Origin of the sequence: Gelidibacter mesophilus DSM 14095 (genome assembly GCF_000423005.1) — a bacterium.
Lineage (GTDB): Bacteria > Bacteroidota > Bacteroidia > Flavobacteriales > Flavobacteriaceae > Gelidibacter > Gelidibacter mesophilus.
Genome location: NZ_AUHD01000004.1, coordinates 73,154 through 90,257, shown reverse-complemented (window position 1 = coordinate 90,257; position 17,104 = coordinate 73,154). Strand labels below are relative to the sequence as shown.

Annotated in this window: 21 protein-coding genes; 11 read left to right on the top strand and 10 right to left on the bottom strand. The window is 36.1% G+C overall.

What is annotated here, in order from left to right:
• Window positions 1-224: 224 nt before the first annotated feature.
• From G525_RS0103865 to G525_RS20150, 7 genes are all read left to right on the top strand, one after another.
• Entirely contained in the window at window positions 225-587 is a 363-nt protein-coding gene (locus G525_RS0103865; RefSeq protein ID WP_245577723.1) for a hypothetical protein, read from the top strand.
• A gap of 116 nt (window positions 588-703) precedes the next feature.
• Window positions 704-1,102, top strand: a complete 399-nt coding sequence (locus tag G525_RS0103860) for a DoxX family protein (RefSeq protein WP_027124985.1) — start codon at window positions 704-706, stop codon at window positions 1,100-1,102.
• Window positions 1,103-1,108: 6 nt separating this feature from the next.
• On the top strand, window positions 1,109-1,531 hold the full coding sequence (locus G525_RS0103855; protein WP_027124984.1) for a sulfur reduction protein DsrE: 423 nt from the start codon (window positions 1,109-1,111) through the stop codon (window positions 1,529-1,531).
• 33 nt (window positions 1,532-1,564) lie between these two features.
• Window positions 1,565-2,185, top strand: coding sequence for a TlpA family protein disulfide reductase (locus tag G525_RS0103850; protein WP_027124983.1), 621 nt, complete (start codon window positions 1,565-1,567; stop codon window positions 2,183-2,185).
• 74 nt (window positions 2,186-2,259) lie between these two features.
• On the top strand, window positions 2,260-3,687 hold the full coding sequence (locus tag G525_RS0103845) for a bifunctional metallophosphatase/5'-nucleotidase (protein ID WP_027124982.1): 1,428 nt from the start codon (window positions 2,260-2,262) through the stop codon (window positions 3,685-3,687).
• Between the two features lie 39 nt (window positions 3,688-3,726).
• Window positions 3,727-4,428, top strand: a complete 702-nt coding sequence (locus tag G525_RS0103840; RefSeq protein WP_027124981.1) for an ankyrin repeat domain-containing protein — start codon at window positions 3,727-3,729, stop codon at window positions 4,426-4,428.
• 11 nt (window positions 4,429-4,439) lie between these two features.
• Entirely contained in the window at window positions 4,440-4,775 is a 336-nt protein-coding gene (locus tag G525_RS20150) for a nucleoside deaminase (protein WP_211222900.1), read from the top strand.
• Between the two features lie 222 nt (window positions 4,776-4,997).
• Here the strand turns inward: G525_RS20150 and G525_RS0103830 are convergent, their stop codons facing one another.
• The 4 genes from G525_RS0103830 to G525_RS0103815 all read right to left on the bottom strand — a co-directional run bounded on the left by G525_RS0103830 (window position 4,998) and on the right by G525_RS0103815 (window position 8,339).
• Complete coding sequence (locus G525_RS0103830) at window positions 4,998-5,447, bottom strand: methyltransferase family protein (RefSeq protein WP_027124980.1); 450 nt, start codon at window positions 5,445-5,447, stop codon at window positions 4,998-5,000.
• Window positions 5,447-6,775 (bottom strand): MBL fold metallo-hydrolase, encoded by a 1,329-nt coding sequence (locus tag G525_RS0103825; RefSeq protein ID WP_027124979.1) that lies wholly within the window; start codon window positions 6,773-6,775, stop codon window positions 5,447-5,449. Before G525_RS0103825 ends, G525_RS0103830 begins: the two co-directional genes overlap by 1 nt.
• 70 nt (window positions 6,776-6,845) lie before the next feature.
• On the bottom strand, window positions 6,846-7,454 hold the full coding sequence (locus tag G525_RS0103820; RefSeq protein WP_027124978.1) for a class I SAM-dependent methyltransferase: 609 nt from the start codon (window positions 7,452-7,454) through the stop codon (window positions 6,846-6,848).
• 300 nt (window positions 7,455-7,754) lie between these two features.
• Complete coding sequence (locus tag G525_RS0103815) at window positions 7,755-8,339, bottom strand: methyltransferase domain-containing protein (RefSeq protein WP_027124977.1); 585 nt, start codon at window positions 8,337-8,339, stop codon at window positions 7,755-7,757.
• A gap of 216 nt (window positions 8,340-8,555) precedes the next feature.
• On the opposite strand from G525_RS0103815, the gene G525_RS0103810 reads away from it, so the two are divergent.
• Window positions 8,556-9,611, top strand: coding sequence for an AI-2E family transporter (locus G525_RS0103810; protein WP_027124976.1), 1,056 nt, complete (start codon window positions 8,556-8,558; stop codon window positions 9,609-9,611).
• A 32-nt stretch (window positions 9,612-9,643) separates the two neighbouring features.
• On the opposite strand, the gene trxA is transcribed toward G525_RS0103810, so the two are convergent.
• The 6 genes from trxA to G525_RS0103780 all read right to left on the bottom strand — a co-directional run bounded on the left by trxA (window position 9,644) and on the right by G525_RS0103780 (window position 12,753).
• The gene (trxA, locus tag G525_RS0103805) at window positions 9,644-9,940 is read right to left on the bottom strand and encodes a thioredoxin (protein ID WP_027124975.1); all 297 of its coding nucleotides are present in this window, start codon (window positions 9,938-9,940) and stop codon (window positions 9,644-9,646) included.
• A gap of 12 nt (window positions 9,941-9,952) precedes the next feature.
• On the bottom strand, window positions 9,953-10,582 hold the full coding sequence (locus G525_RS20145) for a Tll0287-like domain-containing protein (protein ID WP_051209762.1): 630 nt from the start codon (window positions 10,580-10,582) through the stop codon (window positions 9,953-9,955).
• A gap of 10 nt (window positions 10,583-10,592) precedes the next feature.
• Entirely contained in the window at window positions 10,593-10,862 is a 270-nt protein-coding gene (locus tag G525_RS0103795; RefSeq protein WP_027124974.1) for a heavy-metal-associated domain-containing protein, read from the bottom strand.
• Between the two features lie 12 nt (window positions 10,863-10,874).
• Complete coding sequence (locus G525_RS0103790; protein ID WP_051209760.1) at window positions 10,875-11,222, bottom strand: rhodanese-like domain-containing protein; 348 nt, start codon at window positions 11,220-11,222, stop codon at window positions 10,875-10,877.
• Window positions 11,223-11,316: 94 nt separating this feature from the next.
• Window positions 11,317-12,129, bottom strand: coding sequence for a sulfite exporter TauE/SafE family protein (locus G525_RS0103785; RefSeq protein WP_027124972.1), 813 nt, complete (start codon window positions 12,127-12,129; stop codon window positions 11,317-11,319).
• A gap of 195 nt (window positions 12,130-12,324) precedes the next feature.
• The gene (locus G525_RS0103780; RefSeq protein ID WP_245577722.1) at window positions 12,325-12,753 is read right to left on the bottom strand and encodes a hypothetical protein; all 429 of its coding nucleotides are present in this window, start codon (window positions 12,751-12,753) and stop codon (window positions 12,325-12,327) included.
• A 197-nt stretch (window positions 12,754-12,950) separates the two neighbouring features.
• Here G525_RS0103780 and G525_RS0103775 point away from each other — a divergent pair, with 197 nt between their 5' ends.
• The 3 genes from G525_RS0103775 (at window position 12,951) to G525_RS0103765 (ending at window position 16,827) form a co-directional block, all read left to right on the top strand.
• The gene (locus G525_RS0103775) at window positions 12,951-14,828 is read left to right on the top strand and encodes a PAS domain S-box protein (protein WP_027124970.1); all 1,878 of its coding nucleotides are present in this window, start codon (window positions 12,951-12,953) and stop codon (window positions 14,826-14,828) included.
• The gene (locus tag G525_RS0103770; protein WP_027124969.1) at window positions 14,825-15,883 is read left to right on the top strand and encodes a response regulator; all 1,059 of its coding nucleotides are present in this window, start codon (window positions 14,825-14,827) and stop codon (window positions 15,881-15,883) included. The genes G525_RS0103775 and G525_RS0103770 overlap by 4 nt, the downstream gene beginning before the upstream one ends.
• A gap of 92 nt (window positions 15,884-15,975) precedes the next feature.
• On the top strand, window positions 15,976-16,827 hold the full coding sequence (locus G525_RS0103765; protein WP_027124968.1) for a universal stress protein: 852 nt from the start codon (window positions 15,976-15,978) through the stop codon (window positions 16,825-16,827).
• The last annotated feature ends 277 nt before the right edge of the window (window positions 16,828-17,104 follow it).

Here is a 17,104-nt window from a genome sequence, read left to right as displayed (position 1 = left end):
CATTTTTGAGATCTCGGCAATTCGAGGTCTTAAAATGTTTGGTCGATTTTTCACCCTACAATTACAATATGTAACTAACTGAAATTTAGAGTTATATAATATAAGGCAAAAACTTAAGGTTTTGTAGTTAAGAAGGATGTCTTTAAAATTAATATTACTTTAACAGGAATCGGTAACAAAGGTTACACAATAACTGATGACTTACGCTTATGTTTGTGGTATTCGTGAAAACAAAGATTTACATAGCGCTACTACTCACTTTTATCTTTTCGGCAAAATTTGTTGCCATAGATGCCAATGGCTTGAACATGATCTTCAACGGAAGTGATATTACGCTTGTAAATCCATTTTGTAAAAAGCACGATTCTGAAGGAAAACCCAAAAACAGCGCTCAACTTTCGCAACAAGACCATGCAGAAACACAAATGATTAGTGTAAGTGTTAATTGCAGCACTCCCTTTCAACTTGAGCTTTTTTCTTGGGAAAGTCAATCTTCAGACCTTTTAACCGTTTTTGACGATCATTTTAGGTCTGTCTTAAGTTATCGATTTTTAGATAACGTTTCACCTCCGCCTCGTTCGGCCTAATTTCCTCTTCCTGACATTTTAGGACGCTTTGTGTCATTGTGCTTCATATCTAAAGACGTGCATATCTTCCCATGTCACTTCACAACATCAAATAATTCTTAATTACATTTTTTATAATGACGCGCACAATTTCAGTCAACCGCCGTTCCATACAGCTCTTACGTGTTTTGGTAAGCGGGATATTTTTAGTAGCAGGCTTTAGTCACTTACTCAATACAGAAAAAACCGCCCAGCGCATTGAACAGGCGAGCTTTAAAGGTTTAGTCGTTTATTTTGGTGACTCTCAATGGCTTATCATTCTGTCAGGTGTTATCATGCTTGCAGCAGGATTTCTATTCTTGATTGGGTATAAAACCAAATGGGCAGCTCTTATTTTGATTATGGTTTTAATTCCTATCACACTCACGGTACAGGTAGGACAAATGACAACACTGGGACCTTTATTTAAAAATATCGCAATTTTAGGTGGACTTCTTTTTTTTATACTGAACGATACTGATCAATCTTTAAAATAAAACACTATGAAAACATATATAATGAGTTCTCTATTTTTAATACTAACCGTATTTAGCACCTTTAAAATGAAGGCGCAAGAAATGGGTAAAAGTAAAAACAACTACGTCGTCCTCACTACAAAAGTACCGCAGTTGCAACCTATCATTCTCACGGCCCAAGCTTTAAAAGAAGAGGAAGGTGAAGCATTTGGTGACTTTCAAGTTATTATTTGTGGAAAGGATATCGGACAAATAACCGATCATGAAAAAATCAATATATTTATTGAAAAGGCAGAAACATCTGGGGTTCAGATTATAGCCTGCGGATTTTCGCTCAATAAATTTAAAGTAAATCAGTCAAAAATTCCAGCAAGCATTAAGGTTGTAGAAAACGGCATCTTGTATAATTTCCAACTTCAGAAAAAAGGATATAAAAGCTTAAGTCTATAGAATAAGCTATGAATTTCAATAAAAATTAGAATTATGAAAAACAATAAAACAGAAAACAACAAAAAGAAAACTTGGATTCAATACGGGATTTTTGCCGTAGTAGCCCTTACACTTTACGCTACCGGATTACATACTGAAGTGATAGGATTTGCACAACGTGGTATTCTTGCCACTGGTTTAATGAATCCCAATGTGAAAGACATGACTCAAGTGCGAGAAAATGAAATGGCTATGGCTCCTGAACTTGAAAAAGCAGATTTTAGCTTAAAATTAATGGACAGAGATGGTAATTTGACGTCTTTGGAAGCCTTGAAAGGTAAGGTCATTTTTATGAATTTTTGGGCTACATGGTGCCCGCCTTGCATTGCAGAAATGCCAAGCATCGATAAGTTGCATAAAGAAATGGGCGATGAAGTGGCCTTTGTTATGCTTTCATTAGATCAGGATTTTGAACTGGCCAAGGCCTTTGACAAACGCAAAGGTTACAACATGCCTATTTATGCGCCAGCGAGCAATTTACCTCCAATGTATCAATCTTCAGCAATTCCTACCACCTATGTTATTGATGCAGATGGAAATCTGGCGTTGACCCATAAAGGAATGGCCGATTATAGTGATGAAGGATTCAAGGATTTTATGAGAAGTTTGAAGTAGTATCATTTCGAAATGGGATGGAAAATTGTAAATTTATCTGTCCCATTAAATAATTTTTGGTAAAATATCTAAATATGGAACTCAATATATTGTTTATAAATGATGTGCACGGCTATCTAGCACCGCATCCAGAATTGTTTTATGATGACACAGGAGAGGTTATAGAAACCGTTGGTGGTTATGCGCGTATTGCAGGATTAGTACAAGCTATTAGAAATGAAAACCCGAATACACTGCTCTTTGATGGTGGAGATACCTTACACGGAACCAAGCCTTTGGTAGACACTCAAGGCGAGGTGATCGTCCCTATTTTAAACGCCCTAAAACCAGATGCCATGGTAGGGCATTGGGATTTTGGTTATGGGCCACAACGGTTACAAACGCTTAGTGAACAGTTGATGTTCCCTATACTGGGATGCAATGTATTTAAAGAGGATGGCACTAATTTTTTGCAACCAACCATGATGTTTGAAAAGGAAGGTGTCAAAATAGGGGTTATCGGTATTTGTGCGATGATTGTAGACAAGGTCATGCCTGAGAAAATGGCAAAAGGTTTGAAGTTTACTTCAGGAGTGGATGAAATGCCAGGGTATATCAAGAATTTGAAAGCTGAGGGGGCAGATGCAATTGTATTGCTCTCTCATAATGGTTTTCCGCAAGATATTGCACTATTGAAACAAGTAGAAGGGGTTGATATTTGCCTAAGTGCACATACCCATAATCGGATTTATAAGCCAATTGAAATTAATGGTGCACGCGTTGTGCAATGTGGATGCCACGGTGCTTTTATGGGTAAGTTTACCATCACGTTTGAAAATAATAAAATAAAAAGCTGTGATTATGAACTTCTAAAAATTGATAGTTCATTGCCCAAAAGTGCTGAAGTTGAACATTTGGTAAATAATGCTTTAAAACCTTATCAAGAACTGAGAACTGTTGTTTTAGGTAACACTCAAGAAATATTACATCGTTATAACACCATAAATTCAACAATGGACAACTTTCTTCTGAAGGCCATTGCACACGCTACCAAAACAGATATTGCATTTTCAAATGGCTGGCGTTACGGGGCTCCTATTCCTGCTGGTGCCATTACCGAAATTGACCTCTATAATATTGCCCCAATGGATCCGCCAATTTCAACAGTAGAACTAACGGGCGCTGAGATTAAGGAGATGTTGGAAGAAAATATGGAGCGCACGTTTTGCAAGGATCCTTTCGGACAAATGGGAGGTTATATTAAACGTGTTTTAGGATTGCAAATAAACATGCGCATAGAAAACCCGAATGGGCATAGGATTCAAGAAATCTATTATAAGGGATTACACATCGATTTGGAAAAAATGTATAAGGTCAGTTTCGTAACAACCCAAGGCGTTGCAAAAAAATATGGTAAGAACCGCACAGAACATAATCAGAAGGCAGTTGCCGCCATGAAAGCATTCTTAAAGGAACATTCAAACTTTAGACCAGATAATATTGAGAGTTTTCGATTGGTTTAATGTTTCTTACATTTACTATTACTTCTAAATCCTAGAACTATGAAAATATTTCATAAAGTCATTATTTTATTAGTAATCGCTGCTGTTCCTTTGCAAAGTTGCGGATACTCAAATGAGAATAAAAACATGAAAAATTTAGATCAAGATTCCACATTGGTTTTATTAAAAGCCGTTTCTGAAAAGAACATCAAACTTGTAGAAAAAATTTTAGCCTCAAAACCAAATTTAGAAATCACGGACAACAAAGGAAGGACGGCCCTAATGATTGCCACTTACAATGCTGATGGTGAAATTGCAAAAATGTTGATTTCTGCTGGCGCAGATGTAAACGCACAGGACGATTTATTGAACAGTCCCCATCTATATGAAGGTGCGAGTGGTAATCTATCGATTTTAAACATGAGTCTGGCCCATGGCGCAAAATTTGATATTTATAATCGCTATGGAGGGACCGCCCTAATACCGGCAGCTGAGAAAAGGCATTTGGAGGTGGTTAAAATACTCACAGAAATCCCGGATTATCCAATTGACCATATTAACAAGCTCGGCTGGACGGCGTTGTTAGAAGCGATTATTTTGGGGGCCACTGGAGAAACACAAGTAGCCATTGTAAAAGTATTGGTAGATGCTGGCGCTAATGTCAATATTGCTGATAAAGATGGTGTGACACCGCTTCAACATGCTAAAAGTAGAGGTATGGACAAAATCGTTAAATTACTGATGGCAGCAAATGCCCTCTAAAATTGAACGTCATGAAAAATATAGACGATAAGGACTTACACTATTTACGTCGCTGTGTAGAATTAGCAAAAGAGGCACTTTATGCTGGGAATCAGCCTTTTGGTTCTGTACTCGTTTCAGCAGAAGGAAAGGTGTTATTCGAAGGTCATAATGAGGAGGTGACCAAGGGTGACCAAACCCGTCATCCAGAATTTGAGATTGCCCGTTGGGCAGCAACCCATATGACTTCTGAAGATCGTGCGAAAGCTGTGGTCTATACTTCAGGCGAGCATTGTGCGATGTGTTCCGCAGCACACGGTTGGGTCGGATTGGGCCGTATTGTATATGTGAGTTTACCGAGCAGTTGACAACCTGGCTCTCCGAAATAGAAGTACCAGAATCGGCAGTAAAAGCACTTTCTATTCCTGAAATTATTCCCCGTATCCAAGTAGATGGATCCGTGCCGGAGCTTGCAGATCAAATTCGTAAGATGCATGTCAAATTTCACAAAGGTTAGAATCCAATTTTAGACAGAATTTCAAAATAGAAAACGGTGTTTTAAAAATAGATTGAATACGATTTTATAGGTTTTAAATGAACCGTCGGGTCCTAGTTTTGTAATCCTTATAGGCTGGAAATTTTTGGATCAGCAGTTTTTCTTCATAGATCGATTTATAGTGAAAAAGAAGAAACAAAAGTGCTGTGATCACAATCTTGTATACGGATGAGCCGTATATGGCATAACCCAAACCCGAAAAAATTAGAGCGGTATAAATGGGATGTCGAGAGATGCGAAACGCTCCTTGTTGTATGAGTTTACCAGAAAAAACAGGGGATGGGAAGGGTGAAAGCTTTGTGTTCAATTGCAGTAAAGCTATACTTCCTAACACCGAAGAAATGCCCAATAAAACAAAACCCGAATAGCGAAGCCATTCGGGGAATTTTGTAGAAGACATACTAACGGGTAATACATATGCTACAAAAAGCAATATTTGTATACCCACAAAAAGGTAGTCCTTAAAAGGTTTGTTTAGGTTCACTATTTAAAGTCTTCAATAGCGTCACTTAAATCATAAACGGTTGCACCTTTCAGCTCGTTATCGATAATACTACTTCCGGCTGCGCTACGATAACCACCCGCACAGTGCACAACAATAGGCTTGTCTGTTGGTATTTGAATGACGGTCTTGCGTAGATCATTCAGGGGGTGTTCCAATGCATTTTCAAAAAATTTGCCTTCATTGATCTCACTCTGATTACGAATGTCCACTATCGTGTAATTGTTAGGATGCTTCTTAAAATCTGCTAAATCCAACACTTCGGTTTTCACTAAGTTTTCATCTGAAAGCGTAATCACTTCTACAACTTGCTTTTCATAACCTATTTTAGCAAGTCGGTTTAAAAGCTTTTCCTTGTTTTTTTCACTGTCAGTCACCAAGGTAAACTTTTCTTTTGGCTCAACTATGGATCCTACCCAAGTCTCAAATTTTGCGGTATCAGATTCTGCTTGAATATTTATGCTTCCTTCTAAATGTCCTTTCTTAAAGTCAGCTTCAGCTCTCGTATCAACTATAAGGCCTTTGGCTGTCGTATTTTTAGTAAATGGAACTTTTTTAATATTTGGCCCTAAACTATCAGCGCCATGTTTATTGATGTCTACGTTAAATCCAAAATACGAAGGGATAAAAGGTTGACCGTCCAATAAGGTGTTCATGAACTGTTCCTTAGATTGGTCTTTAAAAGCCCAATTCCCCTTGCGTTCATCACCCAAAGTACTACTGGCAGCATCACTCAAGTTTTTACCACAAAGCGAACCGGCACCGTGAGCCGGATAGACGATCGCATCATTTGGCAAGGCATCAAATTTATTGGTTACTGTATCGTACATCATTTCAGCCAATTCTTCACGTTTTGCCGTCATATTGCCAACGTTTTCTCGCAGGTCTGGACGACCGACATCGCCAATAAATAAAGTGTCTCCAGTAAATAATGCTGTTTTATTGCCTTCAGTGGCTACAATTGTGATACTGTCAGGGGAATGTCCAGGAGTATTGATGGCTTTCAGTGTGATGCTGCCCAAACTGATACTGTCACCATCATCAAAAGCTTGATGTGAATAGTCAGCTCCCAGTTTTTCACTATTATAAATAGTAGCTCCTGTGTCTTTGCTGATCTCCAGGTGCGAACTCACAAAATCAGCGTGAGGGTGTGTTTGGATTATGGCCGTAATTTTGGCGTTATGAGCTTGTGCAAAATCATAATATTGCTGTGGATCACGTTCTGGATCTATAACTGCCATATTACCATCACTCACTATGGCGTAGGAATAATGGGAGAGTGGTTTGTATTCAAATTGTTTGATGTTCATAATGTTCAAATTTTAATAAATTAAAAATATTAGTACAACGTAGGTAATTGATAATAGGTGTTAAAAATAATTATTTTAGTTTTTTAAAACTACAGAATTGAAAGTTCTGAATGGTTTCAAAAGGTGTGATATGGTCCGTGATAAGACATTTCGTCTGTTTAAAATGCGTTTGGAAGACTTCTGCCAATGTGTTTTCATCATATTGCGAAATATCCAAGCCACTGCATCTGGTTGGCCCTTGGATTGAAAATGTACCAATGATTAAACGCTCCATTACAAATTTGTTGGTAATGGCCGTGTACATTTCAACGTGATCTTTAGAGGTCAGGAAATGAAAGGCAGCGCGGTCATGCCACAAGTCGTAAGTTACTATTGGTTTAAACTGGGTGACATCACTCACAATCCATTTTACTTTATCTGCTTCCTTCCCCAAGCGTGTTTTAGCTTTTTCAAGCGCTTTGGCAGAAATGTCCAACACAGTAATATCTGTATAGCCTTCCTTCAATAAATAATCCACCAATTTGCTGTCGCCACCACCAATATCAATAATCTTGGCAGTTTTAGGCAAATGGGATTCCTTGATCAATTGCAAGGAAATCTCGGGTTTCTCCTGAGTCCAACTTACTTGGTCCGGACTTTTGTTTTCATAAACGGTTTCCCAATGTTCTCTGGTGTTCATTAGTATTTAATTTAATTGGAATAGAATTCGGAGCGTATTTTTAATTATCAAGAATCAACATTGATTTTTCATCTTCATGGTCTCCATTTTATTTTTAGTAAAAAAACGCCTTCAACGGCTAACTCAAACTATGACCTCTGCCACAAATTTTTAGAGCTTTCTATAATCCGACCTGTTCTAAAGTAAAGCTAAAGATAGCGCACTTTATCCAGAAACCGCGTAACTAATGTTACACAAAGCTCTTGATTTCATCATTTAAAGAGTGCTCTGCAATTGGTAAGATTTCAAGTTCCCATTAGTTTAAGGCTTTTTTATAATTTTAAAAAACAATTCCTTTCCTGTTCTTGAAGGATGTGAGTTGCGAGCTTGTTCCATAATTTTAATTGTGTATCGGGTATGAAAATGGTTCATATATTCTGATTTATTGCCTCCAAATGGGGGTTTATCGGCGTTTAACGGAGCATCAAAAAGTAAGCCTACAACCTTTCCGTGGTCATAGAGAAGTTCAGAAGTTTTTATCGTGTATAAAGGTCTTAAATTAGGGTTGATGGCACAAAAAAAGGTTTGTTCTATGATGATATCAAAAGTCATATCTAAATCGAAAAAATTCATGTGAATCAGATGTGCAGAGGGAAAAGAAGGCACACGACGCTTGATATTGTCTAGAGCCGTTTTGGAAAGATCCACTACGTAAACATTCTTAAAGCCTTGACTGTGAAGATATTCAGCTTCATAGCAGTTGCCACCACCAGGAATTAGAATCTTTAAATCTTTATCGGTCAACTGATCAAAATACGTTTTTAACGGTGGAGAGATTTCACCTAAATCCCATCCAATATCGTTGTTTTTATAACTTTCGTCCCAAAATTGTTCTGTTAATTTCATTGTATTTTTTATTTAAATTATAATTTTAAAACACCCAGATGATCTCTAAATGTAGACTCTTTTTTTAAATTGAATGTGTTCAATGGTGACATAAATACTTATGGTCGAATTATATCTCTTAACTACCAAATTATGCTATCAATTAATGAAGAGGTCGTAATTATTAGTTTTAGATATTCATTAAAGTAATATTGGTTAACTTTCGAAGAAAAAATTATGTCAACAGAAAGCAACACTGAGCAAAGCTTCAGTTATTCAAAGAAAGTTTGGATTGCGGGATTAATATTTGCGTTAATCACGGTGATTCTTTTAATATTTGAAGCCACATTCAATATTGTTATGTTGGTGCTGGCGGGTGCGTTGATTGCTTGTTATTTTAGAGGCATCAGTTCGTTTTTAAAGCGTAAGTTCAATATCAATGGAAAACTTTCAATGACCATATCTGTTTTAGGATCCTTTTTAATTTTTGCCGGGATGATGTATTTAGTGGGTGCAACGATTTGGAACCAAACTGTTTCTCTAAAAGAATCCCTTCCCGAATTGACGAAAAGTCTGAAGAATTTTCTTGAGCAAAGTGATATCGGTCAGGATATTTTGGCTTGGGCCAATGACATCCAATCGTCTAAAGAATTCTCCAATTTTATTTCCACATTTTTCTTGACCACCTTTGGGAGTATTGCCAATATTTACATCATTATTTTAACTGGTATTTTCTTTACTATCGCACCAAATCTTTATGTTAATGGCATTTCGCAACTGGTGCCGCCACCACATCGAGAAAGAGCCAAAGAGATCATGGAAAATTTAGGAACGAGTCTTACAAAATGGCTCGCCGGAAAATTTATTGCCATGCTTGCAGTGTTCATTTTGACGGCCATAGGTTTACTAATTCTTGATGTTAAACATTGGTTAATCTTATCTATCCTCGCTGGCTTATTGAATTTTATTCCCAATTTCGGACCCTTAATTTCTGCGGTTCCGGCATTATTAGTTGGACTTTCACAAGATCTTAATTTGGCCATTATTATTGGTATAATGTACCTTGCTATTCAACTTTTTGAAAGCAGTTTCATCACCCCAAAAGCCCAATATCATTTGATTCGAATTCCTCCTGCGCTCATCATTTTGGCGCAAATTTTTGTGGGGGCTTTAACTGGGCTTCTAGGGGTCATCTTCGCAACCCCATTGATGCTCATCATTATTATTTTAGTTCAAGAACTTTATGTCACCCCAATGAATGAAAAATATCAATCTTCAGACAGTCCTAATTAGAATATATCCAAAACAATTTTCAAACAACTCTATTAACTATTGGTTTTTATAATGTTTATGATCTCCTCTTTTTGGAGCACACCAGATTGTCTCCAAACTTGTTTGCCATTTTTAAAAAGTAGCATGGTAGGTACGCCTCTTACCTGATATTTGGCCGCTAAGGACTGATTTTTATCAACATCTATTTTAATAATGGATACATCATTAACCAAACTATCCTTAACTTCCTTTAAAATGGGTGCCAGCATTTTGCAAGGACCACACCAATCTGCAAAAAAGTCGACCAATACTGGTGTTTCTTGATGTATTAATTCTGAAAATTTACTCATTTTTAAAACTATTTAATTATTGAATGTTACCCTCCAAATTCCACGTAGTTCATTAACGCCATAATCCAAGGCTTTATCTTTTGGATATAGAATGGTCAACTTTTTACGTGTCCTGGCTTCAATGTTTGACGCTTTTCCGTGACATTGTAGGCACATCGCATTTGTAACTATAGGGTAGTACACTTTTACATCGGTCCCTGAATTGATCACCAAAGGTTCTGGAGAAACTTGATTCGCAATACTTTTTTTATAATTCTCAATATAATTTAATTCCTCAGTATTTGCTATGTTCTCAATGTTTCTAGGTTGATCTGAGACGCGTTTTAGCCGAACGTTATGGACTACAGCCATACTGTCTGTTAAAGGATAAGCTTGTTCATTACAGAATGCTAATGCTTCTACGGTACCACCCTTTTCAATGGCTTGCATTAAGTTCTTTCCCAAAATTGCTTGAGTTGATAATGCATACTCCAAACCTCGATTAACATAGTCAATGGTGTCACTAGCTGACCTTGTCAATGTATTTTCTTCTTCGGATTTTAGTGGTTCATTTTTTTCAATTGAAATGGTCTTGGTTCTTATATTATCCTTACAGCTGTACAATGAGAGCACTGTAAGGAAAACCACGATTATGTTTTTCATCCTTTTAAATTTAATTCGAAAGTTTACCAGTCGCACAGCTCACAAACGATTTTGCTTTTGAAGTTAAGGAATTAGAGTCTTCTACAGATGGGTACCCAAGAGTTTTTAATTTTTCCTTGACAAGGAGGACATCGTCTACATTTTTATAATTGAAAGAGATTTTGCTTTCCTCAACATCTACGACAATATTACTAATATTTGTAATAGTTGATAATTTAGTGGTTATGGTATTGGCACAGCCATCACATTTAAGATTTTGTACTAGTATTGATGTGTTCATGATTTTAACAATTTATTGATTATAATTTAAGATGCCGACTTTAAGATCATTAATTTCTTTAAAACCCATGGCAGATAATTTTTTTGAGGTTTGTCGGCGTCTGTTTCCGCTTTGGCAATAAATATATACTGGTTTTTGTTTATCGAGTTTATTGAATTCGGATGTAGATCTTCCAGAATAAAAATCCATATTTTTTGCATCTTCAATTGCTCCTGATTTAAATTCGCTAGGAGATCTTACATCGATTAATTGTACTTTCTGATTTGAGATTGCGTCTTTAAATGTATTGGCATCCAAAATCTTTATGGTACCATTCTTATCGGCTTTTAGATCAAAAATTCTACGAAACAGAGTTTGCATTATGGTTTTATTTTAGCACTTGTTATAAGTTATGGTTCCTAAATTATAATCTGTATTTCAACTCTCTCATATAAAATAGTTCTGAAGCTAGAAATTAAGGTGCTACGAAAAATTCCATGTAGAAAATAAAAAATGCCATGACGAAAATGAAATAGCCAAATCCCTTTTTTAGTTTGTCACCGTTAATAAAACTGCTCAAATAACTACCAATAAATATCCCTACAAATGACAAGCCGGTAAAAATTAGCAAAAACGACCAATCAATTGCCATTGTTAACGCATCACTCAAAAAGAATCCTATCAACGATTTAAAAGCTATAATAATTAATGAAGTACCAATAGCAACTTTCATTTCTACATTTGTTAAAAGGACAAGCGCTGGAATAATTAGAAATCCTCCACCAGCACCTATTATGCCAGTAATAGCACCAACTACCAAACCTTCAAGTAATATCAAGGGATAATTGTAAATTATTTTTGTTTTTTGAGCTGCAAGGTTTATCTTATCTTTTTTAAGCATGGAGAATGCTGCCGGAATCATCAATACCGCAAAAAGCCCAAACATTCCCATCCGTCTTGTAAACTCAAAATCGCCAATTGAAAATAGAATCTCTGGTAATGCGGGCACTACAAGATGTCTTACTAGGGTTACACCAACAATTGAAGGGATACCAAATACAAGAGCTGTTTTCCAATCGACGTAGCCTTTAAAATGCTGTTTTAGTCCCCCAATTAATGCGCTAGCGCCAACAATAAATAACGAATAGGCCGTTGCGGCTTTTTCATCAATTGAAAACAAATAGGCCAAAACAGGGACTGCCAATATAGAACCGCCGCCGCCAATGATTCCTAACGAAACACCAATGCCTAAAGCACTTATATAGCCAAAAAACTCTAATAATTCCATAATTACAATAATGATTCAAATATAGAACTTCGCTTCAGCCTGAGACGTAACATAAGTTACATTGAGATGAGAATTGTAATGAAAATCGTGCTGTTTTGTAATGACTTTTGGTAAGTTTTAATTGATTTAATTTCAGGGTTGAGTCCACATCAATTGAAATGTTCATAAAATTTTAACTTCAATAACTTGGTATCTTCATACCTTATTTAATTCAATATTTAATTTTGCCAAAAGCATTAATTCTGATTTGTTCTTGCCAGAAAAACTTTCAGAAATATGTATAGCGGTCTTTAGAATGAGTTCCTTAATTTTTTTGGTAAATAGATGGCTCTGTGTGTTTTTGAAGGTAACAAAATCATTAAAAAGAAGGTTGCCGTTAGAATTTCCTGCACTATGGAGCCTGTCAAAAGTGACGATGATCTGGTGGACTTCGTCATTAGTCGGGTGATCCTTTGTATAAGTAAAAGATAACCAGTCCTTTTTAACCATTTCCTTAATTGTTATTAGTTCAGCTTCATGGACGTGTCCGTCTGCAGAGGCAATTGCGTAAAAAAGCTTTCCAAGATTTTGATAAAAATCTAAGCTTAAATAATTTTCAGATTTCATGGTCTTAGGGTATTTCATTCAAAACTAATTGATTGTCATATTTTTTAAAATGATTTATGTCATTTTATATAATCTCAACCAATACTTTTACCTTTGCTTTCCAAAATCAATTACTAAATAGTATTGTTAAAATGAATCTATTTCAAATGGATGTTTTTTCAAAATTCTTAATTAGTTAGTATCTTCACGAATTTTAAACCCGCCAATTATACACTATGTTTCAAAACAGAGAGGATATTTTTCAGATACTTTCAGATGCCGTTTCTGAAGGTGTTGTGATTGTGGATGAACATCAAAACATAGTGTCTACAAACACTTCGGCAGATGTCATGTTTGGTTATGATGCCAATGATTTAATGGATATGCCATTAAATACATTAATTCCAACCCGTTACCATCAAAACCACGGCGCACATTTTGAATCGTTTTATAAAAATAGTGAAAAACGCCACATGGGCCACGGCCGTGATTTATTCGGTTTAAAAAAAGAAGGTCAACAATTTCCGGTAGAGGTAGGCCTAAATCCGTTTGTGATTAACGGAAAAACCTACGTTATGGCGCTCGTAATAGATATTACAGAACGTAAAAAAATTGAAAAAGATCTTAGGTTACAGAGCAAAGCTTTACAATCTTCAGGTAACGGGATAGTTATTTGCGATGCGCTACACAACGATTATCCCATCATCTATTTTAACGCTGCCTTCCAAAACTTAACGGGCTATTCTGCTGATGAAATTTTGGGCAATAATTGCCGATTTTTACAATGTGATGATAGAGACCAGAACAGCATTTTAAAACTGAAAAATGCCATTGAAAAAGGTGAAAGCTGTCAAATAATATTGAGAAACTACAAAAAGGATGGCACCTTATTTTGGAATGACCTGTTTATAAATCCTATTAAGAATAAGGAGGGAGAGATTACGCATTTTGTTGGGATTCAAAATGATATCACCCAAAGAAAGAAAGTAGAAGAAGAGCGTAATTATCTTTCTAAGATCTTTGATGATTCTCTTAATGAAATCTATGTGTGGGACTATGATACACTGAAATTTATAAATGTCAATTATGGCGCACAAAAAAACTTGGGATATACCATAGAAGAACTTCAAAAACTTACTCCGGCATCTATTAAACCAGATTTTACTGAAGATAAATTCAGATCACTAATAGCGCCTTTAAAAAATGGAACTGAAGATAAAATAGAGTTTGAAGCCGTCCACGAACGTAAGGATGGCACTACTTATCCTGTGTATGTCAATCTAGAATTGTCAATTTTAGGAGATCGGCAAGTATTTGTGGCCATTATTCTAGATATAACCGGACAAAAAAATTATACCCATGAGCTGGAAAGAACGGTAGAACTTAGAACCAATCAGCTCAAAATTGCGTTAGATAAAGAAAAGGAGCTCAACGAGCTGAAAACCAAATTTCTATCTTTGGTGTCTCATGAATTTAAAACCCCCTTAAGCGGTATTCTGACGTCTTCTATGCTATTGAGCAAATATACCTTGGAAGAGCAACAGGCCAAAAGGGATAAGCACATCAAAACCATCACGGACAGAGTCCATTACTTGAACAATATATTGAACGATTTTTTATCGATTGAGAAATTGGAAACAGGAAAAGTAAATTATAAATTTACAACCTTTAGATTGAGTAAAGTGGTCAATGAGGTGGTCTATAATTCCAATATGTTATTAAAGGAAGGACAACAGATTAAATACCCTGAAAATATTGATGACATTTCCTTAACCCAGGATGAGAAAACGATCGAATTGGCTTTGTCAAATTTGGTGCATAATGCTATTAAATATTCCTCAGAAAATACCGATGTCATTATAAATATCACCCAGAACGCTGACCATACCATTTTTGAAATTATTGATTCAGGGATTGGAATCCCAGAAAAGGATATAAAAAATATATTTAACCGTTATTTTAGAGCAGAAAACGTTTTGACCACGCAAGGAACAGGCATCGGTCTTAATATTGTAAAGTCGCACATTGAAAATCTTGGAGGTACCATAAGTTTCAAAAGCGAAGAAAACATTGGCTCTACTTTTATTTTAACCGTTCCAAACAAAGCACTATGACAAAAAAAGTTTTATTGATAGAAGACGATGCAATTTTACGTGAAAACACGGCGGAGCTGCTGGAATTTTCAAATTACGAAGTTATCGTGGCTTCAAATGGCGAAATCGGCGTGGAAAAAGCAAAAAGCGAAAACCCTGATATCATTGTTTGTGATATCATGATGCCTGTCTTGGATGGGTATGGAGTTTTTGAAATACTTTCCCAGGAGGAAGACACTAAATTTATTCCCTTCATATTTCTATCAGCGAAAACAGAACGAAAAGATGTGCGAAAAGGCATGGAACTTGGAGCAGATGATTATATTACCAAACCCTTTAGTGAAGACGAGTTGGTGAATGCCATTAAAAGCCGATTGGCTAAAGTTTCTATCTTAAACGACACTAGGGAAAAGCGACAAGATGTAAGTCCGCAGAACAATCCTGATGAAATCAGGACGCTCAACGATTTGAAGAATTTTTTTGACGATTATGGTGAAACCTTTGACTATCAGCACGGCGATGTGATTTATGAGGAAGGACAGAATTCCAATTATATTTATCTTATTTTAAAAGGTGTTGTCAAATGTTATAAGTTTGATGAGCAAGGTAAAGAGCTTACCACAGCTTTGCATAACGAGGACGCCTTGTTTGGTTATACCTCATTTATTCAAAATATTCCCTATCAAGAAACTTCTACCGCCATTAGAAACGTTAAGTTGGTTGGCATTTCCAAAGACCAATTGAAGGAGATTTTAGATAATAATCACAAAATAACCTTAGAGTTGATACAATTATTAACTGACGATCTTTCGTCTGTCAAGGATCAATTATTGCAGATGGCCTATAGTTCCGTCAATAAAAAAACCGCAAGTACCTTATTGAAATTTGCTGAAAAATTGAACGGAAAACCAGGTGATTCCATTACAATTTCTAGAAATGATTTGGCAAGTGTTGCTGGAATCGCCACGGAAACCCTGATACGGACCATGTCAACTTTTAGAAAAGAAGGCCTGATTGAAATAGAAGGACGCAATATTAAGATCTTAGATATTAAAAAGCTTCAGGAGATCTATTAAGGGCTACCCATAAGTTCAAACATGACCGATATCATTTTTTGAGAGCTACTATCCCCCTAAGTTTGTTTTTGTTACAATATTGAGGGAATGCCATGAAAAACATACTATTACTCACTGACTTTTCTGAAAACTCTTGGAATGCAATAGCTTATGCTGTTAAATTTTTTGAGAAATCAGCGTGTACTTTTTACTTGTTCCATGTTGTTCCAGTGAGCTCTATTAAGGCAGACGATTTGCCTTATATGGACAGTAAGGATTTTATAGAAAATACGGTTAGCAAGCCTGCCAAAAAACAATTGAGAACCCTCTTAAAACGTATCTCAGAACAATTTCCTGTAAATAACAAACATCATTTTTTCACACTATCCGATCATGATTTCTTCATTGAATCCATACGTAATCAAGTGGATGAAAAACAAATCGACTTAATTGTTATGGGCACTAAAGGTGCCAGTGGCTTAAAAAAAGTAATTGTTGGAAGTAATGCCACTGACGTCATAAAGAAAGTTAAATGCACCACTTTGGTTGTGCCAGAAAAGGCGCAATTCACAAATTTGGACGATATTGTATTTCCAACAGATTACTATTTAACCTACGGTGTCAATATGTTAAAACCAATCTATGACATTCTGAACCATCATAGTGCAAGCTTACAGGTCTTACATATAACTAATACTCCTGAAGAGTTAAATATGGGGCAACAGGACAATAAGGATGTACTGAAAGATTTTTTTGGTCGTTTCAAAACGAAATTCTATAACATCATCAATAAAAAAGTGGAAGATGGCATTGCCTGCTTTGTGCAGAGTAGGGATATCAAATTGATTACTATGGTTGCCAAAAACCTCAATTACTTTCAACGCATTTTATTTCATTCAAAGGTTGAGGAAATCACCTATCATACCCGCATTCCATTTTTGGTTTTACACGATAGGAAAGGCTAAGTGCGCCTACTGATATAAATCATGGGATTGGAAGAACAAATGATTTAAATTTGAAGTCCAATTAAGCTTGAGGAATTTGCCTTATGTGGGTTCCTCTGCTCTTGGAAGCTCTAAATCGAAAGAAAGCCGGAATTATATTCTGGCTTTTTTTTATAAATCACTCGACGAATCCTTTAGATATATTGAAGTTGGTAAGCTTTAATGTTTTTGTGCATCCGGTAAAACTGGCTTTTAAACATGCTAAAGATCTGTCCAATCACTATTGAATTCAACTTTT